The sequence below is a fragment of the Variovorax sp. GW821-FHT09D04 genome, assembly GCF_059416405.1.
In genome coordinates this window covers 270,605-295,942 of sequence record NZ_JBWKPA010000007.1, presented here as the reverse complement: position 1 = coordinate 295,942, position 25,338 = coordinate 270,605, and the positions used below count along the sequence as shown (strand labels likewise).

Below are 25,338 nucleotides of genomic sequence, written 5' to 3'. Positions count from 1 at the left end.
CCCGATTTTAGGAGGCCGCCCCGCCAACCCTGGGCTGTAGGCCTAAAACGCCTCCGTCACCCCGTACGCCCGCATCTGCGCCTCGACCTGCGCCGCGTCCTGGCTCAGCACCACGAGGTCGTGCGCCTTGCCCTCGCGGTCCTTCACGTGGCGGGTCAGCAGGGCCTCGGGCCGGAAGCCCAGGGCCTGGAAGACGGCGATGGCGCCGCGCTGGTCGACGGTCATCTGGGCGACGATCTTTTCCTGCCCGTGGGCGAAGGCCAGCGCGCAGCCCTCCTGCGCCAGCTGCTGGCCCAGGCCGCCGCCGCGCAGCGCGGGCGACACCAGCACGCGCAGTTCGGCCACGTGGCCCGACCACGAATGCGGGTCGCGGATGACGGCGGCGCAGCCCAGCACGGCGCCGTCGCGCACGGCGAGCACGCTGTCGATGTCGCCGCGCTCGATGGCGCGGACCCAGGCGGCCATCACCTTGGGCTCGGTGATGTCGCGCGGCAGAAAGAGCAGGTCGTGCGCCGGCAGCGCCTGCGCGAAGGCCAGCACGGCGGGGGCGTCGGCGCCGGTCATCAGGCGCAGGGCGATGTCGCCGTCCGCGTGGGAAACGGTGCGCGGGTAGGTGCGGGAAGAAGATGCGGTCATGAGCGTAGGGGGATGGTTGTGTTCGTCAGGTGGAGCGCACGCCCAGCCACTCGTCGAGCTTGGGCCACAGCCGCCGCACGGCGTTGGTGCCGGCCGCCAGGCTCACGTGGCCGCCCTTGAGCACCACCTCTTCCTTGTCGGTGGAGCCGATGCCGGCGATCAGCGGCTGGCCCGCCTCGTAGGGCACGATGTGGTCGTGCTGCGCCAGCGCGTGCAGCACCGGCACGGTGATGTTCTTCAGCAGCACGGGGCGCCCGCCGAGCACCAGCTCGCCCTTGTGCAGCTTGTTGTCCCACATGAGTTCCTTCACGGTCTGGCGGAAGTACTCGCCGGCCAGCGGCAGCATCTCGGCGCCCCAGCGGTCGAACATGCGGTACGACTTGACGAACTCGTCGTTGGCCATGTTGTCCCACAGCTGCACCAGCCCGGCGCCGCGCCCGGCGGGGCGCAGCATGTCGAAGGAGGCGAACAGCATCTCGGGCGGCACGTTGCCCACGGTGTCGATGAGGCGGTCGACGTCGAAGTAGCGCCGGTCGGACCACGCATGAAAGAGCTTCATGCGGCTGAAGTCGATCGGCGTGGTGAAGAGCGCCAGGTTCTTCATCGGCCCGCCGGGGTGCAGCGCCGCATACAGCGTGGAGAGCACGCCGCCCATGCAGTAGCCGGCGATGGTCACGTCGTCCTCGCCCGAGTCTTCCTGCACGCGGCGGATCGAATCGGGAATGAAGTCGAGCACGTAGTCCTCGATGCGCAGGCGCTTCTCGTCGGGGCGCGGCGCGTTCCAGTCCATCACGTAGACGTCGTAGCCCTTGAGCAGCAGGTACTCGACCATGCTCTGGCCCGGCGCGAGGTCGAAGATGTAGGCGCGGTTGGTGGTGGCCATCACCATGAGCACCGGCACGCGGTAGATCTCGTCGACCATCGGGCGGTAGTGGTACAGGCTCAGCGTGCCGCGCCGGTGGATCTCGTCCTTGGGCGTGAGGCCGACGGCGGGCGCGGTCGAGGTCAGGAAGTCCAGCCCCTTGATGTTGCGCTGGATCGTGCGCTCGATCTCGCCTCGGATGTCGGGCAGCTGGAAGGTGTCGGGCGGCGCGCTCATGGGCGGCGCTTTCCGGCGGGGCGTTTCTTGGGGGCGGCGGTCTTGGCGGCCGGTGCGGGCGCGGCCGCCGCTGCGGGCGGCTGCTTGGTGCGACGTGGCCGGGGCGGCGCAGTGGCCGCATCGGCGGTCCGCGCGGCGGGTCCGGCCCCGCCTTCCAGCGCGCGGCGGATGCCCGCCAGGTGGTCGTCGATGCGGTGCAGCTGCTCGCCCAGCGCCTGCAGGTCGGCGCGCGTGGGCAGGTTCAGCAGCGTGAGGTAGCGCGCCATCAGGTCGCCCACCGCCTTCTGCGCGGTAAGCGAGGCGTTCATGCCGCCGTGCATGCCCTGGCGGAACGGGTCCGAGGCCATGGCTTCGTTGGCGAATTCGTTGGTGCTTTTTTCCCACTGGGCCGTGAGCTCGCGCCACAGGGCCATGGGATCGAGGGACGGAAACTGGTTCATGAAAAACACCTCCGCCTGGGTTCGTTGTCGTGTCTGTTTTTTCTTCAGTGATCGTCGCGCCGCGCCGCCCGTGCGGTGTGCGCGGCGATGGCCTCGATGATCTGCGGCCACATTGCGATCGGCAGCGCATGGCCCATGCGCGGAATGCGCAGCAGCGTCGCGCCGGGAATGGCCTCGGCCACGTCGATGCCGCAGGCTACGGGCACCAGCGGATCGACATCGCCGTGGATCACCAGCGTAGGCACCTGCACCGCGCGCAGCGCCGGCTTGCGGTTGCCCGACGCGAACACGGCCGCCAGCTGCCGCGCCACGCCGCCCGGGTTGAGGCCGCGCAGGAAGGCCAGTTGCGCGCGCCCGGCGTCGCGCGCCTCGTCGAGCGGAAAGGCGTCGGGGCCGCGCAGCACGCGCCACAGCTTGGCGTGGTGCGGCAGGTAGGCCTCGAAGCTCGTCGGCGCGGGCGCGAACAGCACCGCCAGCGCCTCGGGCGTGGGCGGCGGCAGGGCCGGGTCGCCGGTGCTCGACATGATGCTGGTGAGCGAGCGCATCCGCCCCGGGTGATGGATGGCCATCTCCTGCCCGATGGCGCCGCCCATCGACGCGCCCACGACGTGGGCGCGCGCGATGCCCAGCGCGTCGAGCAGGCCGGCGCAGTCGTCAGCCATGTCGCGCAGCGTGTAGGGCACCTGCAGCGGGCGCCCGGCCATGGCCTGCAGCATCAGCGCCTGAATGTCGGGCACGCCGGCGTGCGGCAGGTGGGTGGAGTGGCCGATGTCGCGGTTGTCGAAGCGGATCACGTGGTGGCCGCCGGCCTGCGCCAGGGCGGCGCAGAACGCGTCGTCCCAGGCGACCATCTGGGCGCCGAGGCCCATGACCAGCAACAGCGGCGGCGCCTCGGGGTCGCCGAAGCTGTCCCAGGCCAGTTCGATGCCGTTGGCGCGGGTGCGCCTTTCGGTGCGGGGCGCGACGGCGGTCATGCGGGCCTTTCTTTGCTTCTTGTTACTTGCGCTGCAGCAGCTTCGTGACCTCGTCCACGTTGGCCTGGATGCGCTGGCGCACCACGTCGAAGGCGTCGGCCTGCGACTTGGCGGCCAGGGTGGCCAGCTCCTTGATGTCGTCGACGGCGCGCTGGAACGACTGGCGGCCCAGCTCGTCGAGCTTGGCCAGGTTTTCCTTCGGGTCCTTGCCCGGCATCGCCTTGGCGGCGGTCTGCCATTCGGCGATGGCCGTCTTGATCATCTCGGTCTGTCGCTGCACCACGGTCTGCAGGCCCTGGTAGGACTTCTCGTTGGCCTGCATCAGCGCCTGCAGGTCCTTGCGGCCGCTGTCGAGCAGCTTGCCGGCGCCGCCGGTCAGGTTCAGGTTCTGCAGGCGCTCGGCCATGCCCTTGAGGTTCTTCATCGGATCGAGCATGTCCGCGGCGGACGGCGCCGCCTGCTTCGCGCCGGCGCTGCTGGCGGTGGTTTTCTTCGCGGCGGCTTTCTTGGCAGTGGCCATGGTGCGGAATCTCCTGTGTCGGGTGATGAAAACAATCGAACGGGTGGATGCAGGCAGCGGCCGGGCGGCCGGGGCCCGCCGCCACGATACGCCGGGCCGGCGCAGCTCAGGGCGCTCCAAGCGCGGATTTGCCTGCGGAGTTTCCCGGGGTGGCCCGCGCCGCCCGGCCCGGGCTGGCGGGTGTCCACGCTTTCCGTGATGTGGGATGCCCCGGTCGATTGGCGGGCCGGGCGGCCGCGACTACAATCCGGCGCTCCGAGGAGCGTTGCAGCGCCGTCAGGCGTGAGGCTCGGACCACATCGCAACCACGCTCACCCGCTGTTCTCGCGGTGAGTCTTTCTTCCCCGTACGCAGTGGCATCTTTCAAACCAGTTTTGGAGTTCACATGAGCGCTGTACTCAAGCCCACCCCCGTCTCGACCGCCGACCAGGCGATTGCCGACCTGTCCCTTGCCGCCTGGGGCCGCAAGGAAATCAAGATCGCCGAAACCGAGATGCCCGGCCTGATGGCCATCCGTGAAGAGTTCTCGAAGGGCCAGGCCCTGAAGGGCGCGCGCATCACGGGCTCGCTGCACATGACCATCCAGACGGCCGTGCTGATCGAGACGCTGCAAGCCCTGGGCGCCGAAGTGCGCTGGGCCTCGTGCAACATCTTCTCGACGCAGGACCACGCCGCCGCCGCCATCGCCGCCGCCGGCACGCCGGTGTTCGCCATCAAGGGCGAGTCGCTGAAGGACTACTGGGACTACACCCACGCCATCTTCGACTTCGGTCCCAAGGGCTCGAAGGGCGAAGGCCCGAACATGATCCTGGACGACGGCGGCGACGCCACGCTGCTCATGCACCTGGGCCAGCGCGCTGAAAAAGACCTGGGCGTGCTCGCCAACCCGACCAGCGAAGAAGAACGCATTCTGTACGCCGCCATCAAGGCCAAGCTGGCCGTGGACGACACCTGGTACACCCGCAAGTCGGCCGAGATCATCGGCGTGACCGAAGAGACCACCACCGGCGTGCACCGCCTGAACGAGATGAGCGCCAAGGGCACGCTGCTGTTCCGCGCCATCAACGTGAACGACTCGGTCACCAAGAGCAAGTTCGACAACCTCTACGGCTGCCGCGAATCGCTGGTCGACGGCATCAAGCGCGCGACCGACGTGATGATCGCCGGCAAGGTGGCTTGCGTGGCCGGCTACGGCGACGTGGGCAAGGGCTCGGCCCAGGCCCTGCGCGCGCTGTCGGCGCAAGTGTGGGTGACTGAAATCGACCCCATCAACGCCCTGCAGGCTGCCATGGAAGGCTACAAGGTCGTGACCATGGAGTACGCCGCCGACAAGGCCGACATCTTCGTGACCACCACCGGCAACCGCGACGTGATCCGCCACGAGCACATGGCTGCCATGAAGGACCAGGCCATCGTCTGCAACATCGGCCACTTCGACAACGAGATCGACGTCGCGTCGATCGAGAAGTACGAATGGGAAGAGATCAAGCCCCAGGTCGACCACATCACCTTCCCGGACGGCAAGAAGATCATCCTGCTGGCCAAGGGCCGCCTCGTGAACCTGGGCTGCGGCACGGGCCACCCGAGCTTCGTGATGTCGTCGTCGTTCGCCAACCAGACCATCGCCCAGATCGAGCTGTTCACCAAGCCCGACGCCTACCAGGCCGGCAAGGTCTACGTGCTGCCCAAGCACCTGGACGAGAAGGTCGCGCGCCTGCACCTGAAGAAGGTCGGCGCCATGCTCACCGAGCTGACCGACTCCCAGGCCGCCTACATCGGCGTGGACAAGAACGGCCCTTACAAGCCGGACACCTACCGCTACTGATCCGCGTGCGCGCCGATCAACTGTTGGTAGAGCGCGGCCTGGCCGCGTCGCGTTCGCAAGCGGTCCGGCTCATCGCCGGCGGCATGCGCTGGCGTGACGCGGGCACGAGCGACGCGTGGCGCAACGTCGCCAAGAACAAGGACGAAGTGCCCGAGTCGGCCGAGCTCGAGCTCGCCGACGCCGCCGAGGCGCGCTACGTGTCGCGTGGCGGCCTCAAGCTCGAAGGCGCGCTGAAGACCAGCGGCGTGGACCCGACCGGCAAGCTCTGCCTGGACGTCGGCCAGTCGACCGGCGGCTTCACCGACTGCCTGCTGCAGCACGGCGCCGCCAAGGTGGTGGGCGTCGACGTCGGTCACGGGCAGCTGCATGCGCGCATGCGCGAGGACGAACGCGTGGTCGCCATCGAAGGCGTCAATGCGCGGGCGCTGTCGCCGGCTGACCTGCAGGTGGACGATGAAGAAGACGCAGAAGCTGGCGAGGCGGTCGAAGCTGTCGAAGCCCCGCCTGAACCGCGCTTCGACCTCATCGTCGGCGACCTGTCCTTCATCTCGCTCACGCTGGTGCTGCCGGCCGTGGTGCAGTTCCTGGCCGACGACGGCCAGTTGCTGATGCTGGTCAAGCCGCAGTTCGAACTGCAGCCCGGCCAGGTCGGCAAGGGCGGCATCGTGCGCGACGAGGCGATGTACGCTGTGGTCGAGAAGCGCCTGCACGACGCCTGCGCGGCGCTCGAGCTGAAGGTGCTGCGCTGGTTCGACAGCCCGATCGCTGGGGGCGACGGCAACCGCGAGTTTTTCATTCACGCCGTTCGTGCTGCCAAGGCCGGCGACGGTTCCTAAGGAGACGCAGGTGCGCCTTCCGCTGAGTTTCGAATTCTTCCCGACCAAGACGCCCGAAGGCGCGGTCAAGCTGCGCGCCGTGCGCCAGCAGCTGTATGCGCGCAAGCCGCAGTTCTGCTCCGTCACCTACGGCGCGGGCGGCTCCACGCACCAGGGCACCTTCGGTGCGGTGCAGGAGATCCTGGCCGAGGGCGTGGACGCCGCCAGCCACTTCTCGTGCATCGGCGCCACGCGCGCCACCGTGCGCGAGCAGCTGGCCGAGCTGAAGGCCATGGGCGTGAAGCGCCTCGTCGCGCTGCGCGGCGACCTGCCCAGCGGCTACGGCATCGGCGGCGAGTTCCAGTACGCGAGCGACCTCGTCGCCTTCATCCGCGAGGAGACCGGCCGCGACTTCCACATCGAGGTGGCCTGCTACCCCGAAGTGCATCCGCAGGCGCGCTCGCCCGAAGCCGACCTGCAGGCCTTCGCGACCAAGGTGAAGGCGGGCGCCGACTCGGCCATCACGCAGTATTTCTTCAGCCCCGAGGCCTACTTCCGCTTCGTCGACGACGCGCGCAAGCTGGGGCTCGACACGCCGATCGTGCCGGGCATCATGCCCATCACGAGCTCGACGCAGCTCATGCGTTTCTCGGACGCCTGCGGCGCCGAGATTCCGCGCTGGATCCGCCTGCGGCTGCAGGGCTTCGGCGACGACACGGCTTCGATCAAGGCCTTCGGCCTGGACGTGGTGACCGACCTGTGCGCGCGCCTGCAAGAAGGTGGCGCACCCGCGATCCACTTCTACACGATGAACCAGTCGGCGGCCACGCTGGCCATTCTGGAGCGCCTGGATTGAGAGGGCTGCGCGCGGTCGCCGTCGCGGTCTCCTGCGTGCTCGCAGGATGCACCATGCCGCCTGCCACGCAGGAGAAAGACGCGGACACCGCCGCCGCGCCGGCGGCGTCCGGCAAGCGGCTGCAGCCGCTGGGACGCGGCCTGGCCGTGCCGCCCGGCGCCGCGCCGCGCTCGGCCGTGCCGTCGGTGCGCTACGACCTCGCGGTGTCGGGCACCGGCGAATCGCTGGACGACGGCGTGCCCGGCGATGAACCGCGCGAGATCTTCGAGCGCGGCGGGGCCTCGTGGTACGGCATCCAGTTCCACCAGCGCAAGACCGCCAACGGCGAGCGCTTCGACATGGGCGCCATGACGGCGGCCCACAAGACGCTGCCCTTCAACACCCGCGTGTGCGTGCGCAGCCTGGTCAACGGCAGCGAGGTGCTGGTGCGCGTCAACGACCGCGGGCCCTTCACGCCGGGCCGCATCATCGACCTGAGCCGCGCCGCGGCCGACCGCATCGGTCTCACGAGCATGGGCATCAAGCAGGTGGCGCTGTCGGTCATCGACCGCGAGGGCATGCGCTGCGGCGGCCAGGCCGTGGCGGCGGAAGATCTGCCGCCCGCACTGTTGCCCGAGGCGCCGACGTCGCGCGTGCGCGCGCCGGCACCCGCGCGCAAGCGGGTGATCGTGCCGCCGCGCAAGCGCCGCTGAGCGGCCGGCCTCAGCCGCCGCTCTCGAGCGAGTAGGCGGCGTTGCGGTCCTGGGCCAGGCGCTCGGCCAGCTGGGGCAGCGCCTCGGCCAGTTGCGCCTTCAGCGTGTAGGGCGGGTTGATCAGGAACATCCCGCTGGCCGGCAGGCCCGGGCGCTGCGTTTCGCCCGAGGCGGCGTCCTTCGTGATCTTGCTCGACTTGACCGTCAGCGTGGCGTGCAGCCACGGCTTGCCGGCCTTGGTCGCCATCGTCTTCAGGCGGCGCGGCAGGTCGTGCGCCTCGGGGCGCGGAATGATCGGGTACCAGACGGCGTAGGTGCCGGTGGCGAAGCGCTTGAGCGCCTCGGCTGCGAAGTCGAGCACGCGGCCGTAGTCGGTCTTCATCTCGTAGCTCGGGTCCATCAGCACCAGCGCGCGGCGCGAGGGCGGTGGCAGGAACTTGGTGGCGCTGCCGAAGCCGTCGTCGCGCAGCACGGCGATGCGGCGGCCGGCCTCGAGCTGGGCGATGTTGGCGTCCAGCGTGCGGGCATCGGTCGGGTGCAGCTCGAACAGCTTGAGCTTGTCGTGGTCGCGCAGCAGGTGCTGCACGATGAACGGCGAGCCGGGGTAGACGCGGGCGCCGCCCTTGGGGTTGAAGTCGTGGATCACGCTCAGGTAGCGGGCGATGGCTTCGGCGACCGGCTTGTCCTCGGCGGGGGCTGCGGGCTTCTTGCCCGTCGACTTGGCGGCCGGGGCGGGCGTGTCGGGGGCCTTCTCCGGCGCGGCGAAGAAGCGCAGCACGCCGTCGGCCGCTTCGCCGCTGGTGCCGGCGTAGTCGCCGTCGAGCCGGTACAGGCCGGCGCCGGCGTGGGTGTCGACGACGGTCAGCGCGGCGTCTTTTTCAAGCAGGTGGTCGAGGGTGGCAATCAGGACCGTGTGCTTGAGCACGTCGGCGTGGTTGCCGGCATGGAACGCGTGGCGGTAACTGAACATGGAATGAGGCCTGAAAAAGTGGAAAGGGGAGCGCTAGACTCGCGCGGCGCTACATTGATTTACAAAACACAACGAGGGGCAGCAATGCGAGGAGCCGGATGGCGATTTTGGGGCCTGTGCGTCGGCGCGGGTGTTTTGTCTATTTTGACGGGCTGCGCCTCCGTGACCCACGGCACCACGCAGAACGTGAAGGTCGAGACCCTCTCGCCCGAGGGCAAGGTGGTCGACGGCGCCCGCTGCCGGGTCTCCAACGACCGCAATGATGCGGTGGTGCGCTCCGGCCTGACCCTGCCGGTGCGGCGCTCGGGCGAGAACCTGAACATCGAATGCACCCAGTCCGGCCTGCCGCCGGCCCGGGGCCAGGCGATTTCGCGCGTCAACGTGGGCCTGGTCGGCAACGTGATGATCGGCGGCCTGGTCGGCGTGGCGATCGACACCGGCACCGGCGCGGGCTTCAACTATCCGAGCTGGATCCAGCTGATCTTCGGCGAGGTGCGCAGCTTCGACCGCAGCGCGCAGACCGGCGACGAGGCGACCGTCGGCATGAAGATCGGCACGACCGAGATGGCGGCCGCACCGGCGCCGAAGACGGCCGCAGCAGCGCCTGTGCCTGCGCCCGCGCCGGCCGTGGTCGCGCCACCGCCGCCTCCCGTGGCGGTTGCACCGCCCGCTCCGGTGCGCCCCGCACCTGCGGCGCCGCCCGCCGCGCCCGACGCCCGCGTCTCGATGGACGACCTGCGCGGCCTGCTGCCCGCCAAGCCGTGAAGCCGATCTGGAAGAACGCCGCGCCGTGGCTGTGCGCCGCGGGCGCCCTGTTGGCCGCCGGCCCCGCCGCCGCGCTGGAACCCGATGCCCTGTTCGCCAAGCTGACGGGCAGCGTCTGGGCCGTGCGCACCTTCGACGCGCAGGAACGCCCGCTGCGCGCCGGCAGCGCCGTGGTGATCGCGCCCGGCCGGCTCGTCACCAACTGCCACGTGCTCGCCAAGGCCAGCAATTTCGTGGTCAAGCGCGACAACGTCACCTACGGCGCCACGCTCGAATACCCGGACCCGGGGCGCGACCTGTGCCAGATCAAGGTCGCCAACTTCACGGCAACCCCGGTGACCCTGGCGCCCGCCGGCGGTGCGCGGGTGGGGCAGCGCGTGTACGCCATCGGCAACCCGCGCGGGCTGGAAAACACGCTCAGCGAAGGCCTGTTGTCGGGCCTGCGCGGTGGCGACGGCGAGGCGCGGCTGCTGCAGACCACGGCCGCCATCGCCCCCGGGTCGAGCGGCGGCGGGCTGTTCGACAGCGACGGCCGCCTGCTGGGCATCACCACCTTCTCTGCCCGCGACGGCGGCAACCTGAATTTCGCGATGCCGGCCGAGTTCCTGGCGGAACTGCCGGCCCGCGCCCAGGCGCAACTGGCGGCGCGGGCCCGGGAGCCTGCGGGCGCTGCCGCCCGACGGGTGGCCGACGCCGGTGGGGCGGGCATCCCGCTGACCGAGCCGCTGCGCGCCGGCGACGCGCTCGAGTACGTGCGCACGGACCGGCTGACGGGCAACCGGGCGCCGGTGATCTACCGGGTGGACCGGGTCAGCGGCGACGAGGTGTCGTTCAATGCCGGCAGCCGGATCGAGAAGACCAACGGGCAGGTGGTCTCCATCACGTCGCCGGCCGGCGGCCTGTTCGACACCGCGTCGCCGCCGGGCGGCTGGGCATTGCGCAAGGACGACATCCAGCCCGGCATGCGCTGGCAGCTCGACTACGTGACGACCACCGGCGACCGGCTGCGGCATGAACTCACCGCCTCGGTGGGCGGCGAGCAGACGATGCGTGTGGACGGGGTGGAGTTGAACGTGATGCGCATCGGCTACGAGGGCTGGATCTTCGCCTCCAGCACCACCAGCTTGCCGCTGACCGGCGCCAGCACGCGCTTTCGGGGCGCCGCCTGGTACAGCCCCGAGCTGGGCCGGGTCGTCCGTTTCGAGGGCGAATACCAGCGCGGGGTCTCCTCGGGGGCCAACGAGAGCCTGGAGCTGGTCCGCATCCAGCGCTGAGGCCCCCGGAAGCCCGGAAATTGGCCGTTTGGCCATTTCTTCATATAATCGCGGGCTTCGCAGCGTTTTTGTAGCCCCGCGGCGAAGGCATGCCAGCCACCCTTTCATTGGGCGGAAGGCGTGAAAACCCACCTAAGAGATTCCCATCAGAGGAACGCCGACCGTGGAAAAGGGCTCGCCAAACCCTCTTTCAAGAGAAAAACTCATGACCAAAACGTTCAGCGCCAAGCCCGCTGACGTGACGCACGAGTGGTTTGTGATTGACGCGACCGACAAGGTCCTCGGACGAGTAGCCAGCGAAGTTGCTCTCCGTTTGCGCGGCAAACACAAGGCCATTTACACGCCTCACGTCGATACCGGTGACTACATCGTCATCATCAACGCCGCGCAACTGCGCGTCACCGGCGCCAAGTCGATCGACAAGGTGTACTACCGTCACTCGGGCTACCCGGGCGGTATCACGGCGACGAACTTCCGCGACATGCAGAACAAGCACCCGGGCCGCGCCCTGGAAAAGGCTGTCAAGGGCATGCTGCCCAAGGGCCCGCTTGGTTACGCGATGATCAAGAAACTCAAGGTGTACGGTGGTGCTGAGCACCCGCATACCGCCCAACAGCCCAAAGTGCTGGAACTGTAAGGAGCCTTGAGAATGATTGGTGAATGGAACAATGGCACCGGCCGTCGCAAATCCAGCGTCGCCCGCGTGTTTCTGAAAAAAGGCACCGGCAAGATCACGGTCAACGGCAAGGACATCCAAGCGTTCTTCGGCCGTGAAACCTCGATCATGATCGCCAAGCAGCCCCTGGCGCTGACCAACAACCTCGAAGCTTTCGACGTGATGGTCAACGTGAACGGCGGCGGCGAATCGGGTCAAGCCGGCGCCACGCGCCACGGCATCACCCGTGCCCTGATCGACTACGACGCTTCGCTGAAGCCCGTCCTGAGCCAAGCCGGCTTCGTGACGCGTGACGCACGTGAAGTCGAGCGTAAGAAGGTCGGTCTGCACTCCGCCCGTCGCCGCAAGCAGTTCAGCAAGCGCTGATCCCCTGCTCGTTGCGAGACAAGAAGCCGCCCTCGGGCGGCTTTTTCGTGGCCGCGTGCCCCAGGTGCCCCTGGTGGATGCGGCGCCCGACCCCACTTGCGATGGGTGCTCGCCACAGTCGGCCTGCCGAAAATGCGGCATTGCAGTAGCATCCGTCCCATTGGCCGCCCAAGCGGCCCCCCAAGGAGTTTCACCCCATGAGCGCTGTTGCCGAAAACATCCAGACCCAGATGCCCGAGCCGATCGTCTTCACCGACAGCGCGGCCGCCAAGGTCGCCGACCTGATCGCCGAAGAGGGCAATCCCGACCTGAAGCTGCGCGTGTTCGTGCAGGGTGGCGGGTGCTCGGGCTTCCAGTACGGTTTCACCTTCGACGAGATCACCAACGAAGACGACACCACCATGACCAAGAACGGTGTGTCGCTGCTGATCGACGCCATGAGCTATCAGTACCTGCTCGGCGCCGAGATCGACTACAAGGAAGACCTGCAGGGCGCCCAGTTCGTCATCAAGAACCCGAACGCCACCAGCACCTGCGGCTGCGGTTCCAGCTTCTCGGCCTGATGCCTGGATGCTGCTGACCAGCCCCCTCGAAAAAGCCGCCTCCGGGCGGCTTTTTGCTGCCTGTCGTTTTTCCGAGTCCACGCCTTCCCGATGAGCCCCGACACCGCCGTCCCCGTCGATCCCGCCCGCAAGAGCCTGCTGTGGCTCGTGGCCGTGGGCTTTTTCATGCAGACGCTGGACGCCACCATCATCAACACGGCGCTGCCCGCGATGGCCGCCAGCCTGGGCGAGAGCCCGCTGCGCATGCAGTCGGTGGTGGTGGCCTACGCGCTCACGATGGCGATGCTGATCCCGGCCTCGGGCTGGATCGCCGACCGCTTCGGCACGCGGCGCGTCTTCTTCTGCGCCATCGTGCTGTTCGCCGCCGGCTCGGTGCTGTGCGCGCTCTCGCAGGGGCTGGGGCAGCTCGTGGCGGCGCGGGTGGTGCAGGGCCTGGGCGGGGCGCTCCTGCTGCCCGTGGGGCGCCTGGCGCTGCTGCGCACGGTGCCTCGCGGCGAGTTCCTGCAGGCGATGAGCTTCGTGGCCATCCCGGGGCTCATCGGGCCGCTGCTGGGCCCCACGCTGGGCGGCTGGCTGGTGCAGTACGCCTCCTGGCACTGGATCTTCCTGATCAACGTGCCGGTGGGGCTGGCCGGCTGCATCGCCACGCTGCGCTACATGCCGGACCTGCGCGGCGCCCTCCAGAAGCGCTTCGACGGCGTGGGCTACGCGCTGCTGGCCTTCGGCATGGTGGCGATCTCGCTGGCGGTCGACGGCGTGTCGGGGCTCGGGCTGCGCCAGGGCGGGGTGATGGCGGTGCTGATCTTCGGCTTTGCCGCCGTGGTCGCCTACTGGCTGCGCGCGGCGCGCACGCCCGAGCCGCTGTTCTCGCCCGCGCTGTTCGGCATTCCGACGCTGAGCATCGGCCTGCTGGGCAACCTGTTCTCGCGCCTGGGCAGCAGCTGCATGCCGTTCCTGGTGCCGCTGCTGCTGCAGGTGTCGATGGGCTATTCGCCGGTGCGCGCGGGGCTGATGATGCTGCCGGTCGCGCTGGCCGGCATGGCGATGAAGCGCTTTGCCACGCCGCTGATCACGCGCCACGGCTACCGCCGCGTGCTGGTGGCCAACACGGTGCTGGTGGGCTGCACCATGGCCAGCTTCGGCCTCACGGCGCCGGGGCAGCCGGTGGCGCTGCACCTGCTGCAGCTGCTGGTGTTCGGCGCGGTCAACTCGCTGCAGTTCACGGCGATGAACACCATCACCCTGAAGGACCTCGACGGCAGCATGGCCAGCAGCGGCAACAGCCTGCTGTCGATGGTGCAGATGCTGGCGATGAGCCTGGGCGTGGCCGCGGCCGGCGCGGTGCTGGCGGGCTACAACGGCGTGTTCGGCACGGCCACGGCGGTGCAGACGCTCGATGCGTTCCAGGCCACGTTCGCGACCATGGGGCTCATCACGGTGGCTTCGGCGCTGATCTTCTGGCATCTGCCGGCAGAAGTGCGGGCGGCGCAGCCCGCGCAGCCGGAGGTCTCCGGCCAGGGCTGATGGGTTTCAGGCGGGGTAGATCGCGCCGAGCACCCGCGCCCCGCGCGCGCCGGTCACGCTGGCTAGGTTGCTGGGTTTGCGCCGGACGGTGCGCCGGGCCAGCCACGCGAAGGCGGCGGCTTCGACCTGCTGGGGCGGCAGGCCGTGTTCCGACGACGCCTGCACCTGCACGCCGGGCAGCAGGGCGCGCAGGCGGGCCATGAGGTGGTCGTTGAGTGCGCCGCCGCCACAGACGATCAGCAAGGCGCTCTCTTTTTGATAGCTTCTCAGGGCTGCCGCACAGGTGCTGGCGGTCAGCTCGGCCAGCGTGGCCTGCACGTCGGCAGGCGCCCACGCGGCCGTGCCCAGGTGGCTGGCCAGCCAGTCCGGATGGAATAAATCGCGCCCCGTGCTCTTCGGCGGCGCCTTGGCGAAATACGGTTCGGCCTGCAGCCGGGCCAGCAGCTCGGGCAGCACGCGCCCGCTGGCGGCCCACTGGCCGCCTTGGTCGAAGGGCTGGCCGAGGTGGCGCTGGCACCAGTGGTCCATCAGCGCGTTGGCGGGGCCGCAATCGAAGCCCAGCAGGGAGGCAGTGCCAGCAGGCGCGTTCGCGGCGGGCAGCAGGCTCAGGTTGGAGATGCCGCCGAGGTTCAGCACGGCGACGGGGGCATCGGGCCGGGCGAACAGCGCCTGGTGAAAGGCCGGCACCAGCGGGGCGCCCTGGCCGCCGGCCGCGAGGTCGCGGCTGCGGAAGTCGGCGACCACGTCGATGCCGCTCAGTTCGGCCAGCAGCGAGGGGTTGTTGACCTGCAGCGTGTAGCCGGTGCCGTCGAATGCGAGCGGCTGGTGGCGCACGGTCTGGCCGTGGGCGCCGATGGCGGTGACGGCGCTCGGCGCCGTGCCGGTGCTGGCCAGCAGCTGCGCGACCACGTCCGCATACACCCGCGCCAGGCCATTGCCGGCCAGGGCCGCGCGGTGCAGTTCGTTGTCGCCGGGGGTGTTGAGCGCCAGCAGCTCGGCGCGCAGCGGGGCGGGAAAGTCGGCGCTGGCGTGGCCGATCACCGCGAGGTGGCCGTCGTCGGAGAAATCGGCAATGACGCCGTCGACCCCGTCGAGCGAGGTGCCCGACATCAGGCCGATGAAGCGTTGCTGCGGCGGCTGCGGTGCGGCGGCCATGCCCAGGGGCGCGAGGCTCAGTCGGCGCTGGCCTGGATCACCGAGAAGGCGGCGGCCAGCTCGGTGCGCGCGCCCACGGCGATGCGTTCGAAGGCCGGACGCAGGGCGGCGGTGATCGGGGCGCCGCCTTCCTGCGCGATCGTGGTCGGGTCCTGGTAGGCCCCGCCGACGCGGTATTCGAAGTGCAGGTGCGGGCCTGTGGCCCAGCCGGTCGAGCCGACGGCACCGATGGTCTGGCCCTGGCTCACGCTCTCGCCGGCCTTCACGTTGATGCGGCTCAGGTGGGCGTAGGCCGTCTGCTGGTTGTTGCGGTGGTTGATGATGACGATGTTGCCGTAGCCGCTTTGCGTGCCGGCGAAATCGACCGTGCCATCACCGACCGTGCGCACCGCGGTGCCCGTGGGCGCCGCGTAGTCGATGCCGTTGTGCTGGCGCCAGCTGTTCAAAATCGGATGCATGCGCATCGCGAAACCGCTGGACACGCGCGAGAACTCGACCGGCGACGCCAGGTAGGCCTTGCGCAGGCTGTCGCCGTTCGGGCGGTAGTAGCTGCCCTTCTGGCCCGCGCCCGGGGGCTGGAACCAGACGGCCTGGTGGACCTTGCCGTTGTTCTCGAACTCGGCCGAGAGCACGCGGCCGCTGCGCAGCGCCTGGCCGTCGGCTTCGAAGGTCTCGTAGACCACGGCGAAGCGGTCGCCCTTGCGCAGCGAGCGCACGTCGACGTCGCCCGCGAAGATGTCGGCCAGCTGGCTCGCCACGGCGTCGGGAATGCGCGAGTCGTCGGTGGCGGCGAACAGCGAGCTGCGGATGGTGCCGCTGGCCAGGCGCGTGCCCGGCGTCAGCATGTCGCGCTCGGTGCGGGCGACAAAGCCGGTGGGCGTGCGCTCGACGACGAAACGCTTGAAGCCGCCGTCGGCGTCGGGGATCCAGCGGGCGCTGAGCTTCTGCAGCTGGTTTTCCTGCGTGGCTTCGGCCGTCACGGTGCGGCCCACGCGCGCGAACAGCGCCATGCGCGCCTCGGCGTTGCCGCGCACGAAGGCGGTGGCGGCGGGGTCGGAAATGCCCAGGCGCTTCATCAGCGCCTCGGCCGTGTCGCTGGAGCGCGAGACGTCGGTGCGGAACAGCGTGAAGCTGAAGTTCTCGAGCGACGCCGACTGGTCGGCGAAAGACACCGGCGCGGTGGCTTCGAGCACTTGCTGGATGGGGAGGTCGGACGCGTCGGGACCGAGCGAGGCGACCGCGAGGGTGCCGGCGCTGAGCAGCATCGCAGCGATCGCTGCGGTGATCTGCTTGGGGTACGTCCGGAATGTGTAGGCCACGCGGGAAGCGAGAAGCTCCTCGGCGGCGAGAATGCCGTTGATCAAACTGTGGATTCCAACTCAGGTTCTGCAGGTCCGTGCTGCAAGGCCCAGTGCGTTCAGGGCGGCAGGAGACGGTGCGGAAAAAAAGCGCCGCTTAGAATCCGGCGCTTGAAAAGTCGGGCTGAGTATAGCTTCGGCCACCGGAAAAACCGCCAAAAAAGCCCATGAACGCCGAATCTGTTACATCCACCAGCCTCTCCGATGGTGTAAGACAAGCCCTCGAAATATCCCTCCGAGGCGCTGACGAGCTGCTGCCGCAGGACGAGTGGGTCAAGAAGCTCCAGAAGGCGGAAGCCAGCGGCAAGCCGCTGCGCATCAAGCTGGGCCTGGACCCGACCGCACCGGATATTCATATCGGACACACGGTGGTGCTCAACAAGATGCGCCAGCTCCAGGACCTGGGGCACCGCGTGATCTTCCTGATCGGCGACTTCACCTCCCTGATCGGCGACCCCTCCGGCCGCAACAGCACCCGCCCGCCGCTCACGGCCGAGCAGATCCGCGCCAACGCCGAGACCTACTTCGCCCAGGCCAAGCTGGTGCTGGACGAATCGAAGACCGAGATCCGCTACAACTCCGAGTGGAGCGACCCGCTGGGCGCGCGCGGCATGATCCAGCTGGCGGCCAAGTACACGGTGGCGCGCATGATGGAGCGCGACGACTTCAACAAGCGCTTCAAGGCCGGCCAGTCGATCTCGGTGCACGAGTTCCTGTACCCGCTGATGCAGGGCTACGACTCGGTGGCGCTGCAAAGCGACCTCGAACTGGGCGGCACGGACCAGAAGTTCAACCTGCTCGTCGGCCGTCATCTCCAGCAGGAATACGGCCAGGAGCCGCAGTGCATACTTACTATGCCGCTGCTCGAAGGGCTCGATGGCGTCGAGAAGATGTCCAAGAGCAAGGGCAACTACATCGGCATCAGCGAAGACGCGAACAGCATGTTCGCCAAGGTGCTGTCGATCTCCGACACGCTGATGTGGCGCTGGTACACGCTGCTGAGCTTCCAGTCGGTGGCGCAGATCGAGGCGCTGAAGGCCGAGATCGCGGCCGGGCGCAACCCGAAGGACGCCAAGGTCGCGCTGGCCAAGGAAATCACCTCGCGCTTCCACAGCGCGGCGGCGGCCGATGCGGCGGAGCAGGACTTCATCAACCGCAGCAAGGGCGGCGTGCCCGACGAGATTCCCGAGGTGGCGCTGAGCGGCGCCCCGCTGGGCATCGGCCAGCTGCTCAAGCAGGCCAACCTGGCGGCTTCGTCGGGCGAGGGCAACCGCCTGATCGACGGCGGCGGCGTGCGCATCGATTCGGTCGTGGTGTCCGACAAGGGCCTGAAACTGCCCGCGGGCAGCTACGTGGTGCAGGTCGGCAAGCGCAAGTTTGCGCGGGTGACCCTGAGCTGATCGCAAGAAAAAAAGGCCCCTCGGGGCCTTTTTCAATGGGGGCAGCGCGGGCTCAGCGGACCTCGATGGTCACGCGCCGGTTGCGGGGCTCGTCCACCTCGTCGGCGGTCGGCACGGCGAGGTCGCGTTCGCCGCGGCCCACGGCCTCGATGCGGTTCGCCGGAAACTGGCGCTCCACGAACAGCTGCACCACTTCCTGCGCGCGGCGGCGCGACAGCTGGTCGTTCTGCTCGCCGGCGCCCTTGGTGTCGGTGTGGCCGGTCACCACGATGTCGCCGCCGCTGCGGGCCAGCGCGGCGGCCAGCGCCTCGGTCATGATCTGCTGCGACGCCGCCGTCAGCGTGGTGGTGCCCACTTCGAAGAACACCGTGTAGCGCTGCGGAAGCGGCGGGCGCATGTCGAACAGGGGCTTGTTCTCGGCCTGGACCTTGGCCGCGTCGGCCTGGTCGACCACCGGTGCGCCGCTCGCGCCCACCGCGGCCGTGGCGCGCTGGTAGGGCTTGGAAAGCACTTCTTCGCCGTCCTTGGCGCGCACCACCACGGCGGAGGGCGTGCCGTCAGCCTGGGGCAGCAGCACCACGCGCGTGCCCGGCGAGGAGCAGGCGGCCAGGAACAGGGCGATCGTGGTCGCGAGAAGAAGGGAGGAGCGGCGTAACAGTGTCTGCATCTTTTCAGGGTTGGCCGTCGGTCTGCACGATGAAGTCCGTGCCCCGAATGCCGATGGTGGCGGTCTGGGTTTCGACGCGCACGGCGTCGGGGTTGGTCTTGCCGATGAGGCCGGTGATCATGCGCATCGAGCCGCGCAGCAGCGACACGAGCATGCCGCCGTCGCGGGTGGTGCCGTCGAAGTGGAATTCCTTCAGGTCCATGCGCGAGGACGGGCCGACCATCAGCGTGGTGTTGTCGCGCAGCACGACGGCGGCCGATGAGTCCGGGCCGGTCACGATGCGATCGACCGCGCCCAGCGCGTCGCCGGGGGCGGCCGTGCGCGTGGCGCCGGCGCTGTCGAGCAGCTGGACGTTGCCGCGCACCGTCTTCACGAACCCGGCCTGCTGGGGTGCTGCTGCTGCGGGCGCCGCAGCGGGTGCCTGGGCCTGGGCCAGGGTGGCTGCGCCGACGATGGCGAGCCCGAGGGCGGCGGTCAAAAATTTCTTCATCATTTGCCTCTCTGTGACTGATTGCTTCGCAATGAGCGCAAATATTAAGGCGAAGGCGTTACATATGGTCACGCGGCTGATAATTCAGCCGATTCCTGCGACGTAATGCCCGCCCGCACAGGCCCTTTTTACCTGATCTTGTTCTTTCTGCATGACGTTGACCCCTAAAACGCTGCTTCGCGTCTCTGTCGCGGTGGCCCTGATCACCATCCTCCTGAAGGGATGGGCCGGCTACCTGACGAACTCGATGGGCCTGATTTCGGACGCCATGGAATCGTGCGTCAACCTCGCCAGCGCCATGTTCGCGCTGGCCATGGTGACCATCGCCGAGCGCCCGGCCGACGAGGACCATCCCTACGGCCACCACAAGGCCGAGTACTTCTCGTCCGGCTTCGAGGGCCTGCTGATCGTGGCCGCCGCCGTCGCCATCCTGTGGGTGTCGGTGCTGCGGCTGCTGTCGCCGCAGCCGCTGGAGCAGCTGGGCTGGGGCCTGGCGCTGTCGGTGATCAGCTCGGGCTTCAACGCGGCGCTGGCGTTCGTGCTGTTCCGGGCGGCGCGCGCGCACCGCTCCATCGCGCTGGAGGCCGACGGGCGCCACCTGATGACCGACGTCTGGACCTCGGTCGGCGTGCTGGTCGGCATCGTGGCCGTGCATTTCAGCGGCTGGCTCTGGCTCGATCCGCTGATCGCCATCGGCGTGGCGCTCAACATCGTGCGCGAGGGCTTCAAGCTCGTGTGGCGCTCGTCGCAGGGCCTGATGGACGAGGCGCTCGACGCCGAGACGCTCGCCACCGTGCGCGCCACGCTCGACGCCTTCGCCGCCAACCATGCCGAGGGCGACCGCCTGCGCTTCGACGACATGGTGACGCGCGGCGCCGGCCAGCGCCGCTTTGCCGACCTGCACATGCACGTGCCCGGCGACTGGACCCTGCAGCGCGCCGCCAACCTGCGCGACGAGCTGGAGCAGGCGCTCATGGACGCCGTGCCCGGCCTGCGCGTGACCATTCAACTGCTGCCGCTCACCATGGAAGCGCGCGCCACCCGACTCGAGGACCACCATTCATGAAAGCCGTGCTCCAGCGCGTCGCCCACGCCCGCGTCGACATCGCGGGCCAGACCGTCGGCGCCATCGAGGCCGGCCTGCTGGTGCTGCTGTGCGCCGAACGCGGCGACGGCGACAGCGTGGCCGACCGCCTGCTCGCCAAGATCCTCAAGCTGCGCATCTTCTCGGACGAGGCCGGCAAGATGAACCGCAGCGTGCAGGACATCGGCGGCGGCCTGCTGGTCGTGAGCCAGTTCACGCTGGCCGCCGACGTGAGCGGCGGCAACCGCCCCAGCTTCACGCTCGCGGCGCCGCCCGACGAGGGCCGCCGGCTCTACGAGTACTTCGTGGCGCAGGCGCGCGGCGCGCACCCGGTGGTGGCGACGGGCGAATTCGGCGCCGACATGCAGGTGCACCTGCTGAACGACGGGCCGGTCACGATCCCGCTGCAGATGACGGCGTAGGCCGGATCACCGCTTCCCACGCCACCTTCGGCTCGTCGTAGCGCAGCACGCGCACCTCCTCGAGGTGCTGCAGCTGCCAGCCGTCGGCAAACAGCCGCTCGACCGCGGCGCGGTCGAAGAAGCGCTTGGGAATGCCGTCCACCGTGTAGAAAAAATCCTCGTCCCGCCCGCTGACCGACGGGCCGCGCGCGCCGTGGTGCAGGTCGTTGACCGAGTTGAGGCGGCACAGCAGCACGCCACCGGGCCGCAGCACGCGGTGGATGCGCCGCACCAGCGCCAGCGTTTCGTCCCACGCGAAGTAGTGCAGCGACAGGCTCGCGAGCACGGCGCCGACCGTGACGCCCTCCGCCAGTGGCCATGCGTCGCGGAAATCACCACAGTGGAACTCGGCGCCTGCGGGCACGCGTTGCCGCGCCTGCGCCAGGGCGTCGGATGACAGCTCGACCGCCACCACCCGCAAGCCGGCCTCGACCAGCGTGGCGGTGTCGCGACCGGCCGCACAGCCCAGTTCGAGCACCGGCCCGTCGCCGGCGCATGCGCGCAGCAGCGGCAGCCAGCGCGGCAGCCAGGGATCGGTGCCCGACGCCATCGCGGCCTCCGCTCAGCGCCCGTACGGGCTGCGAATGCCCAGGCCCGCGAGGATCTCGATTTCGTACGCTTCCATCTCGTCCGCGTCGGCTTCGCTGGTCTCGTGGTCCCAGCCCTGCGCGTGCAGCGTGCCATGCACCAGCAGGTGCGCGTAGTGCGCGGCGAGGGTCTTGCGGTTTTCCTTGGCCTCGCGCGCCACCACGGGCGCGCACAGCACCAGGTCGGCCATCACGACCGGGCCCTGCGCATAGTCGAAGGTGAGCACGTTGGTGGCGTAGTCCTTGCCGCGGAACTCGCGGTTCAGGCGCTGGCCTTCTTCGGCATCGACGATGCGCACGGTGATCTCTCCGTCGATGTCCAGCGCGTGGCGAATCCAGCGGTTCACGCTGTGGCGCGGCAGCGCGGCGCGATGGCGTTCCACGCCCTTGAAGCGCCCGAACTGCAGCGACAGCGACAGGGCCGGAAGCAGGGAGGCCGCCATGTCAGTGGCCTCCCGAGCGCTTGCGCTGCCCGTCGTAGGCATCGACGATCTTCGCCACCAGCGGGTGGCGCACCACGTCGGCGCTCGTGAAGTGCGTGGTCGCGATGCCGGCCACGCGCTTGAGCACGCGCTCGGCGTCGATCAGTCCGCTGAGCTGCTGCTTGGGCAGGTCGATCTGGCTCACGTCGCCCGTCACCACCGCCTTGGCGCCGAAGCCGATGCGCGTGAGGAACATCTTCATCTGCTCCACCGAGGTGTTCTGCGCCTCGTCGAGGATCACGAAAGCGTTGTTCAGCGTGCGCCCGCGCATGAAGGCCAGCGGCGCAATCTCGAGCACGTTGCGCTCGAAGGCCTTCTGCACCTTCTCGTAGCCCATGAGGTCGTACAGCGCGTCGTACAGCGGGCGCAGGTAGGGGTCGACCTTCTGCGTCAGGTCGCCCGGCAGAAAGCCCAGGCGCTCGCCCGCTTCCACGGCCGGGCGTGTGAGCACGATGCGCTGCACCGCCGCGCGCTCCAGCGCATCGACCGCGCAAGCCACCGCCAGGTAGGTCTTGCCGGTGCCGGCCGGGCCGATGCCGAAGGTGATGTCGTGCTTGGCGATGTTGTCCAGGTACAGCGCCTGCGTGGGCGTGCGCGCGCGCAGGTCGGCGCGGCGCGTGACGAGCATGGCGGCGTCCTCGTCGCTCATCGAGCCGTCGCCGGCCAGCGTGAGCTGCACCACGGCCGGGTCGATGGCGCGCTGGGCGATCTCGTACAGCGCCTGCAGCACCTCCATGGCGCGCTGCGCCGGGGCCTTGGGGCCGTCGACCTTGAACTGCTCGTGGCGGTGCGCGATCTTCACGCCCAGGGCGTCCTCGATGCGGCGCAGGTGCGCATCCAGCGGGCCGCACAGGTGGCCGAGGCGCGAATTGTTCAGGGGGGTAAAGGTGTGTCGCAGAATCACGCGGTATCCATTTCCATCTAATTGGCAGCCCATGCAAGACCAGCCACGCTCGAAAAAACGCAATCCAAGGCGGGTAACACCGCGGAACCGGCTTTGCCGGGCCGCCGGTGTTGCCCCCTTGAGGGGGGAAGCGGCTACACGAAGTGAGCAAGCAACGGGGGGGAGCCAATGATAGGCAAACTGACCGGCACGCTCGCAGAGCGCAACCCCCCGCAGGTGGTGGTGGACTGCAACGGCGTCGGCTACGAGGTCGACGTGCCGATGAGCACGTTCTACAACCTGCCCAACGTCGGCGCGAAGGTGTCGCTGCTCACGCACTTCGTCGTGCGCGAGGACGCGCAGATTCTCTACGGCTTCGGCACCGCCGAGGAGCGGGCGGCCTTCCGCCAGCTCATCAAGATCACCGGCGTGGGCCCGCGCACCGCGCTGGGCCTGCTCTCGGGCATGAGCGTGGGCGAGCTGGCGCAGGCCATCACCACGCAGGAGCTGGGCCGGCTCGTGAAGATCCCGGGCATCGGCAAGAAGACCGCCGAGCGGCTGCTGCTGGAGCTCAAGGGCAAGCTGGGCGCCGACATCGGCCTGCCGGCGCATGCCGCGTCCGACGCGCAGGCCGACATCCTGCAGGCGCTGGTGGCGCTGGGCTACAGCGACAAGGAGGCCGCGCTCGCGCTGAAGGCGCTGCCGAAGGACGCGAGCGTGAGCGACGGCATCAAGATGGCACTGAAAGCCCTGGCGAAGTGAGTTGGCGGGAGGCGTGGTCGCGCGCGCAGGCGCTGCGCCACGAGTCGGCCGAGACCGACGCCGTGCTGATGCACACGGCCATGGCCTTGTCGGTGCCGATCATCTGGCTCTACGGCTTCGCGGGCGTGGCCTACGGCCAGCTGCCGATGCTGACGCCGGCCGGCTTCGTCGACATGCCGGGCGTCTGCGCGTGGCTCACGGCGGTCATGGCGTTCGCGGTCGGCATCCTGTTCATCGACTGGCTGGTGCGCGGTGACCTGGCACCGCCGCCGGTGCCGACGTCGATCGTCGTGCGGCACTGGCAGTCGGGCTGGCCCCGGTCACCGGCGTTGCCGCCGGAGCCATCGCCCGGCTTCCTGCAAGGCAGCGCGTCCCCGTTTCGCAGCGTGTGCCTGATCGTCGCGGCCGTGGCCTGCGTGTCGGCGCTGGTGTTCAGCGGCCTCGACACGCTGGGCTGGTCGGTCGTCGCGCGACCGGGCGGCCTCGCACCGCGCGCCGAATGGCCGCTGTACCCGCTGCCGTGGATCTGGCCCTGGCTGCTGCCGCTGGCGCGCCAGCCCTTCGCGCTGGGCACCGTCGCGGTCGGCGCGGTGCTGCTCGTCGCGGCGATCTTCATGCGCTGGCGCCGGATGCGCGGCGCGTGGTTTCCGTTCTTCACGGCGCTGCCGATCCTCGTGGCGCCGCATTTCCTGGGCGCCGCGGGCTTCGACTACGCCGCCGCGCGCGGACTCGGCGGCCTGAACGAACCCGCACTGGCGAGTGCGCTCGCGCAGCATCCGGGGCGCTACAACGTCTACACTTTCCTGAGCCTGTGGGGCGGCATCGGTGCCGGCACGGTCGGCCTGGTGCTCGGCTTCTGGTTCGGCCGCTCGCGGGTCATGGACGAGGACTGAGCGCTGGCCCGGCGCCCTGCAAGGAGACACCCTCTGTGAGCGCTTCTTTCTTCGATTCGCCCGCGCACCTGAGCGGCGGCCCCCTCACGCCGCGGATGCGCGCCGAGATGCCGTTCGAGCTCGTCGGCCCGCGCCTGCAGGCCGTGTGCGGCAACTTCACGCCCGTGCCCATGCCGCGCCAGCAGACCGTGTCGGGTGGTATCGAGGTGCGGCGCGCCGGCGGTGTCGACGTGGCGCTCATCGGCCAGAACCTGCAGCGCGTGCACCGCGATGCGCAGGCCATCCGGCGCGACGACCGCGAGCATTTCTTCCTCGTGTTCCAGGACCATGGCGGCGCGCTCATGTGCCAGGGCGCGCAGCAGATCGCGGTGCAGGCCGGCGACATCGTGCTGATCGATTCGGCGCGGCCTTCGGAATTCGTCTACGACGGCGCCAGCTCGCAGCAGGTGTCGGTGCACCTGCCGCGCGCCGACATGCTCGCGCGCTTCGGCCCCACGCTGCAGGGCGGCGTGTGCGTGCGACGCGGCGACGCGCTGGGCTTCGCGATGCGCGCCATCCTCGCGCGCCTGCTCGACAGCGGACAGTCCGACGACGCGCACCTGGTCGAGGCCTTTCTCGGCGTGTTCGGCTCGGTGCTGGTCGAGCGCGCGCGGCAGGCGCCTGCGCTGCTGTCGCGCAACGCGGGCGAGGGCGTGCTGCGCCGCGCGATGGACCACGTGGCGCTGCAGTTCCACGACCCGGCCTTCCACGCGGGCGAACTGGCGCGCCACCTGGGTGTGTCGCCGCGGCTGCTGCAGCGGGCCTTCGAGGCACTGGGCGTCTCGCCGAGCCGCCACATCCTCGACACGCGGCTGGCGGCGGCGCGCGCTGCGCTCGATGCGGCGGCCCGGCAGGGCGGCCCCGCGCCGGCCATCGCGGTGGTCGCCTACGACTGCGGCTTCAACGACCTGTCGTTCTTCTACCGCGAGTTCCGCAAGCGCTACGGCGTGCCGCCGGGGCGCCTGGCGCTTGGACCCCTGACGCACTGACGCCTGAGTCCATTCGCTGACGCCTGGCTCCAAGACGCCGGTCCCTGCTTTTCCTACAGTGACCTGGCGCGCCCGCCCTGCGGCGGCGCGCGC

At 69.4% G+C, this 25,338-nt stretch carries 29 protein-coding genes and 1 riboswitch; of the genes, 16 read left to right on the top strand and 13 right to left on the bottom strand.

The annotated features are described in order from the left end of the window. Positions 1-42: 42 nt before the first annotated feature. The 5 genes from AC07O4_RS22285 to phaP are packed head-to-tail and all read right to left on the bottom strand — an operon-like array spanning position 43 to position 3,669. Positions 43-636 (bottom strand): GNAT family N-acetyltransferase, encoded by a 594-nt coding sequence (locus tag AC07O4_RS22285; RefSeq protein WP_139706027.1) that lies wholly within the window; start codon positions 634-636, stop codon positions 43-45. Between the two features lie 25 nt (positions 637-661). Next, positions 662-1,735, bottom strand: coding sequence for an alpha/beta fold hydrolase (locus AC07O4_RS22280; RefSeq protein WP_062482906.1), 1,074 nt, complete (start codon positions 1,733-1,735; stop codon positions 662-664). Beyond that, positions 1,732-2,175 (bottom strand): hypothetical protein, encoded by a 444-nt coding sequence (locus AC07O4_RS22275; RefSeq protein ID WP_495305698.1) that lies wholly within the window; start codon positions 2,173-2,175, stop codon positions 1,732-1,734. Before AC07O4_RS22275 ends, AC07O4_RS22280 begins: the two co-directional genes overlap by 4 nt. A gap of 44 nt (positions 2,176-2,219) precedes the next feature. Then, positions 2,220-3,149 carry an alpha/beta fold hydrolase gene (locus AC07O4_RS22270; RefSeq protein WP_492737625.1) on the bottom strand — a complete coding sequence of 310 codons (930 nt, stop codon included), beginning with the start codon at positions 3,147-3,149 and terminating at the stop codon, positions 2,220-2,222. Between the two features lie 22 nt (positions 3,150-3,171). Beyond that, entirely contained in the window at positions 3,172-3,669 is a 498-nt protein-coding gene (gene phaP, locus AC07O4_RS22265) for a TIGR01841 family phasin (RefSeq protein ID WP_062482351.1), read from the bottom strand. A 251-nt stretch (positions 3,670-3,920) separates the two neighbouring features. After that, a riboswitch (S-adenosyl-L-homocysteine riboswitch) is annotated at positions 3,921-3,989 on the top strand. Positions 3,990-4,054: 65 nt separating this feature from the next. On the opposite strand from phaP, the gene ahcY reads away from it, so the two are divergent. From ahcY to AC07O4_RS22245, 4 genes are read left to right on the top strand one after another with little or no spacing between them, the layout of a single operon-like run. Further along, positions 4,055-5,494: an adenosylhomocysteinase gene (gene ahcY, locus AC07O4_RS22260; protein ID WP_070062885.1), complete on the top strand. Its 1,440-nt coding sequence runs from the start codon at positions 4,055-4,057 to the stop codon at positions 5,492-5,494. 5 nt (positions 5,495-5,499) lie between these two features. Next, a complete protein-coding gene (locus AC07O4_RS22255) occupies positions 5,500-6,330 on the top strand; it encodes a TlyA family RNA methyltransferase (RefSeq protein WP_495305697.1) in 831 nt (276 codons plus the stop codon). A gap of 10 nt (positions 6,331-6,340) precedes the next feature. Continuing rightward, positions 6,341-7,165, top strand: coding sequence for a methylenetetrahydrofolate reductase [NAD(P)H] (gene metF, locus AC07O4_RS22250; RefSeq protein WP_495305696.1), 825 nt, complete (start codon positions 6,341-6,343; stop codon positions 7,163-7,165). Positions 7,166-7,218: 53 nt separating this feature from the next. Beyond that, entirely contained in the window at positions 7,219-7,857 is a 639-nt protein-coding gene (locus AC07O4_RS22245) for a septal ring lytic transglycosylase RlpA family protein (protein ID WP_495305695.1), read from the top strand. Between the two features lie 10 nt (positions 7,858-7,867). Here the strand turns inward: AC07O4_RS22245 and AC07O4_RS22240 are convergent, their stop codons facing one another. Then, the gene (locus tag AC07O4_RS22240; protein WP_495305694.1) at positions 7,868-8,827 is read right to left on the bottom strand and encodes a 23S rRNA (adenine(2030)-N(6))-methyltransferase RlmJ; all 960 of its coding nucleotides are present in this window, start codon (positions 8,825-8,827) and stop codon (positions 7,868-7,870) included. 162 nt (positions 8,828-8,989) lie between these two features. Here AC07O4_RS22240 and AC07O4_RS22235 point away from each other — a divergent pair, with 162 nt between their 5' ends. The 6 genes from AC07O4_RS22235 (at position 8,990) to mdtD (ending at position 13,995) form a co-directional block, all read left to right on the top strand. Further along, complete coding sequence (locus tag AC07O4_RS22235; protein ID WP_495305693.1) at positions 8,990-9,592, top strand: hypothetical protein; 603 nt, start codon at positions 8,990-8,992, stop codon at positions 9,590-9,592. After that, a complete protein-coding gene (locus tag AC07O4_RS22230) occupies positions 9,589-10,866 on the top strand; it encodes a S1C family serine protease (protein ID WP_495305692.1) in 1,278 nt (425 codons plus the stop codon). The genes AC07O4_RS22235 and AC07O4_RS22230 overlap by 4 nt, the downstream gene beginning before the upstream one ends. A 205-nt stretch (positions 10,867-11,071) precedes the next feature. Further along, the gene (rplM, locus tag AC07O4_RS22225) at positions 11,072-11,503 is read left to right on the top strand and encodes a 50S ribosomal protein L13 (protein ID WP_062479213.1); all 432 of its coding nucleotides are present in this window, start codon (positions 11,072-11,074) and stop codon (positions 11,501-11,503) included. Positions 11,504-11,515: 12 nt separating this feature from the next. Continuing rightward, positions 11,516-11,908 (top strand): 30S ribosomal protein S9, encoded by a 393-nt coding sequence (gene rpsI / locus AC07O4_RS22220; RefSeq protein ID WP_062479216.1) that lies wholly within the window; start codon positions 11,516-11,518, stop codon positions 11,906-11,908. Positions 11,909-12,105: 197 nt separating this feature from the next. Beyond that, a complete protein-coding gene (gene erpA, locus AC07O4_RS22215) occupies positions 12,106-12,471 on the top strand; it encodes an iron-sulfur cluster insertion protein ErpA (protein WP_056577477.1) in 366 nt (121 codons plus the stop codon). Between the two features lie 90 nt (positions 12,472-12,561). Continuing rightward, a complete protein-coding gene (mdtD, locus tag AC07O4_RS22210; RefSeq protein ID WP_495305691.1) occupies positions 12,562-13,995 on the top strand; it encodes a multidrug transporter subunit MdtD in 1,434 nt (477 codons plus the stop codon). Between the two features lie 6 nt (positions 13,996-14,001). On the opposite strand, the gene AC07O4_RS22205 is transcribed toward mdtD, so the two are convergent. Together AC07O4_RS22205 and AC07O4_RS22200 are read right to left on the bottom strand one after the other, a co-directional pair. After that, positions 14,002-15,150 (bottom strand): anhydro-N-acetylmuramic acid kinase, encoded by a 1,149-nt coding sequence (locus AC07O4_RS22205; RefSeq protein ID WP_495305690.1) that lies wholly within the window; start codon positions 15,148-15,150, stop codon positions 14,002-14,004. 17 nt (positions 15,151-15,167) lie between these two features. After that, positions 15,168-16,514: a M23 family metallopeptidase gene (locus AC07O4_RS22200; RefSeq protein ID WP_062479224.1), complete on the bottom strand. Its 1,347-nt coding sequence runs from the start codon at positions 16,512-16,514 to the stop codon at positions 15,168-15,170. 161 nt (positions 16,515-16,675) lie between these two features. Here AC07O4_RS22200 and tyrS point away from each other — a divergent pair, with 161 nt between their 5' ends. Next, positions 16,676-17,908 (top strand): tyrosine--tRNA ligase, encoded by a 1,233-nt coding sequence (gene tyrS, locus AC07O4_RS22195; protein WP_495305689.1) that lies wholly within the window; start codon positions 16,676-16,678, stop codon positions 17,906-17,908. A 52-nt stretch (positions 17,909-17,960) separates the two neighbouring features. On the opposite strand, the gene AC07O4_RS22190 is transcribed toward tyrS, so the two are convergent. Together AC07O4_RS22190 and AC07O4_RS22185 are read right to left on the bottom strand one after the other, a co-directional pair. Continuing rightward, complete coding sequence (locus AC07O4_RS22190; RefSeq protein WP_492737632.1) at positions 17,961-18,575, bottom strand: OmpA family protein; 615 nt, start codon at positions 18,573-18,575, stop codon at positions 17,961-17,963. A 4-nt stretch (positions 18,576-18,579) separates the two neighbouring features. After that, positions 18,580-19,065, bottom strand: a complete 486-nt coding sequence (locus AC07O4_RS22185) for a FecR family protein (protein ID WP_369630225.1) — start codon at positions 19,063-19,065, stop codon at positions 18,580-18,582. A 151-nt stretch (positions 19,066-19,216) separates the two neighbouring features. Between AC07O4_RS22185 and AC07O4_RS22180 the strand changes: the two genes are divergently transcribed. Together AC07O4_RS22180 and dtd are read left to right on the top strand one after the other, a co-directional pair. Beyond that, on the top strand, positions 19,217-20,131 hold the full coding sequence (locus AC07O4_RS22180; RefSeq protein ID WP_062479235.1) for a cation diffusion facilitator family transporter: 915 nt from the start codon (positions 19,217-19,219) through the stop codon (positions 20,129-20,131). Next, positions 20,128-20,571, top strand: coding sequence for a D-aminoacyl-tRNA deacylase (dtd, locus tag AC07O4_RS22175; protein ID WP_062479238.1), 444 nt, complete (start codon positions 20,128-20,130; stop codon positions 20,569-20,571). The genes AC07O4_RS22180 and dtd overlap by 4 nt, the downstream gene beginning before the upstream one ends. On the opposite strand, the gene AC07O4_RS22170 is transcribed toward dtd, so the two are convergent. Genes AC07O4_RS22170 through AC07O4_RS22160 form a run of 3 tightly spaced genes read right to left on the bottom strand, consistent with a single transcriptional unit; the run spans position 20,543 to position 22,583 of the window. Beyond that, the gene (locus tag AC07O4_RS22170; RefSeq protein ID WP_495305688.1) at positions 20,543-21,160 is read right to left on the bottom strand and encodes a class I SAM-dependent methyltransferase; all 618 of its coding nucleotides are present in this window, start codon (positions 21,158-21,160) and stop codon (positions 20,543-20,545) included. The genes dtd and AC07O4_RS22170 overlap by 29 nt on opposite strands. A 12-nt stretch (positions 21,161-21,172) precedes the next feature. Further along, entirely contained in the window at positions 21,173-21,640 is a 468-nt protein-coding gene (gene ybeY / locus AC07O4_RS22165) for an rRNA maturation RNase YbeY (RefSeq protein WP_062479245.1), read from the bottom strand. 1 nt (position 21,641) lies between these two features. Then, positions 21,642-22,583 carry a PhoH family protein gene (locus AC07O4_RS22160; protein WP_062479248.1) on the bottom strand — a complete coding sequence of 314 codons (942 nt, stop codon included), beginning with the start codon at positions 22,581-22,583 and terminating at the stop codon, positions 21,642-21,644. A gap of 168 nt (positions 22,584-22,751) precedes the next feature. On the opposite strand from AC07O4_RS22160, the gene ruvA reads away from it, so the two are divergent. Genes ruvA through AC07O4_RS22145 form a run of 3 tightly spaced genes read left to right on the top strand, consistent with a single transcriptional unit; the run spans position 22,752 to position 25,245 of the window. After that, complete coding sequence (gene ruvA / locus AC07O4_RS22155; protein ID WP_056577514.1) at positions 22,752-23,324, top strand: Holliday junction branch migration protein RuvA; 573 nt, start codon at positions 22,752-22,754, stop codon at positions 23,322-23,324. Further along, positions 23,321-24,217, top strand: coding sequence for a hypothetical protein (locus AC07O4_RS22150; RefSeq protein WP_495305687.1), 897 nt, complete (start codon positions 23,321-23,323; stop codon positions 24,215-24,217). The genes ruvA and AC07O4_RS22150 overlap by 4 nt, the downstream gene beginning before the upstream one ends. A gap of 35 nt (positions 24,218-24,252) precedes the next feature. Further along, a complete protein-coding gene (locus AC07O4_RS22145; protein ID WP_095947951.1) occupies positions 24,253-25,245 on the top strand; it encodes a helix-turn-helix domain-containing protein in 993 nt (330 codons plus the stop codon). Positions 25,246-25,338: the final 93 nt, after the last annotated feature.

What these genes read in the sequence shown, in the direction of transcription:
- AC07O4_RS22190 (WP_492737632.1), bottom strand. Translation starts at nt 18,575, where the DNA reads ATGCAGACACTGTTACGCCGCTCCTCCCTTCTTCTCGCGACCACGATC.
- AC07O4_RS22285 (WP_139706027.1), bottom strand. Translation starts at nt 636, where the DNA reads ATGACCGCATCTTCTTCCCGCACCTACCCGCGCACCGTTTCCCACGCG.
- AC07O4_RS22185 (WP_369630225.1), bottom strand. Translation starts at nt 19,065, where the DNA reads ATGAAGAAATTTTTGACCGCCGCCCTCGGGCTCGCCATCGTCGGCGCA.
- erpA (WP_056577477.1), top strand. Translation starts at nt 12,106, where the DNA reads ATGAGCGCTGTTGCCGAAAACATCCAGACCCAGATGCCCGAGCCGATC.
- tyrS (WP_495305689.1), top strand. Translation starts at nt 16,676, where the DNA reads ATGAACGCCGAATCTGTTACATCCACCAGCCTCTCCGATGGTGTAAGA.
- AC07O4_RS22170 (WP_495305688.1), bottom strand. Translation starts at nt 21,160, where the DNA reads ATGGCGTCGGGCACCGATCCCTGGCTGCCGCGCTGGCTGCCGCTGCTG.
- rplM (WP_062479213.1), top strand. Translation starts at nt 11,072, where the DNA reads ATGACCAAAACGTTCAGCGCCAAGCCCGCTGACGTGACGCACGAGTGG.
- AC07O4_RS22270 (WP_492737625.1), bottom strand. Translation starts at nt 3,149, where the DNA reads ATGACCGCCGTCGCGCCCCGCACCGAAAGGCGCACCCGCGCCAACGGC.
- ybeY (WP_062479245.1), bottom strand. Translation starts at nt 21,640, where the DNA reads ATGGCGGCCTCCCTGCTTCCGGCCCTGTCGCTGTCGCTGCAGTTCGGG.
- AC07O4_RS22180 (WP_062479235.1), top strand. Translation starts at nt 19,217, where the DNA reads ATGACGTTGACCCCTAAAACGCTGCTTCGCGTCTCTGTCGCGGTGGCC.
- AC07O4_RS22205 (WP_495305690.1), bottom strand. Translation starts at nt 15,150, where the DNA reads ATGGCCGCCGCACCGCAGCCGCCGCAGCAACGCTTCATCGGCCTGATG.
- phaP (WP_062482351.1), bottom strand. Translation starts at nt 3,669, where the DNA reads ATGGCCACTGCCAAGAAAGCCGCCGCGAAGAAAACCACCGCCAGCAGC.
- mdtD (WP_495305691.1), top strand. Translation starts at nt 12,562, where the DNA reads ATGAGCCCCGACACCGCCGTCCCCGTCGATCCCGCCCGCAAGAGCCTG.
- AC07O4_RS22275 (WP_495305698.1), bottom strand. Translation starts at nt 2,175, where the DNA reads ATGAACCAGTTTCCGTCCCTCGATCCCATGGCCCTGTGGCGCGAGCTC.
- ruvA (WP_056577514.1), top strand. Translation starts at nt 22,752, where the DNA reads ATGATAGGCAAACTGACCGGCACGCTCGCAGAGCGCAACCCCCCGCAG.
- rpsI (WP_062479216.1), top strand. Translation starts at nt 11,516, where the DNA reads ATGATTGGTGAATGGAACAATGGCACCGGCCGTCGCAAATCCAGCGTC.
- dtd (WP_062479238.1), top strand. Translation starts at nt 20,128, where the DNA reads ATGAAAGCCGTGCTCCAGCGCGTCGCCCACGCCCGCGTCGACATCGCG.
- AC07O4_RS22245 (WP_495305695.1), top strand. Translation starts at nt 7,219, where the DNA reads ATGCCGCCTGCCACGCAGGAGAAAGACGCGGACACCGCCGCCGCGCCG.
- AC07O4_RS22240 (WP_495305694.1), bottom strand. Translation starts at nt 8,827, where the DNA reads ATGTTCAGTTACCGCCACGCGTTCCATGCCGGCAACCACGCCGACGTG.
- ahcY (WP_070062885.1), top strand. Translation starts at nt 4,055, where the DNA reads ATGAGCGCTGTACTCAAGCCCACCCCCGTCTCGACCGCCGACCAGGCG.
- AC07O4_RS22280 (WP_062482906.1), bottom strand. Translation starts at nt 1,735, where the DNA reads ATGAGCGCGCCGCCCGACACCTTCCAGCTGCCCGACATCCGAGGCGAG.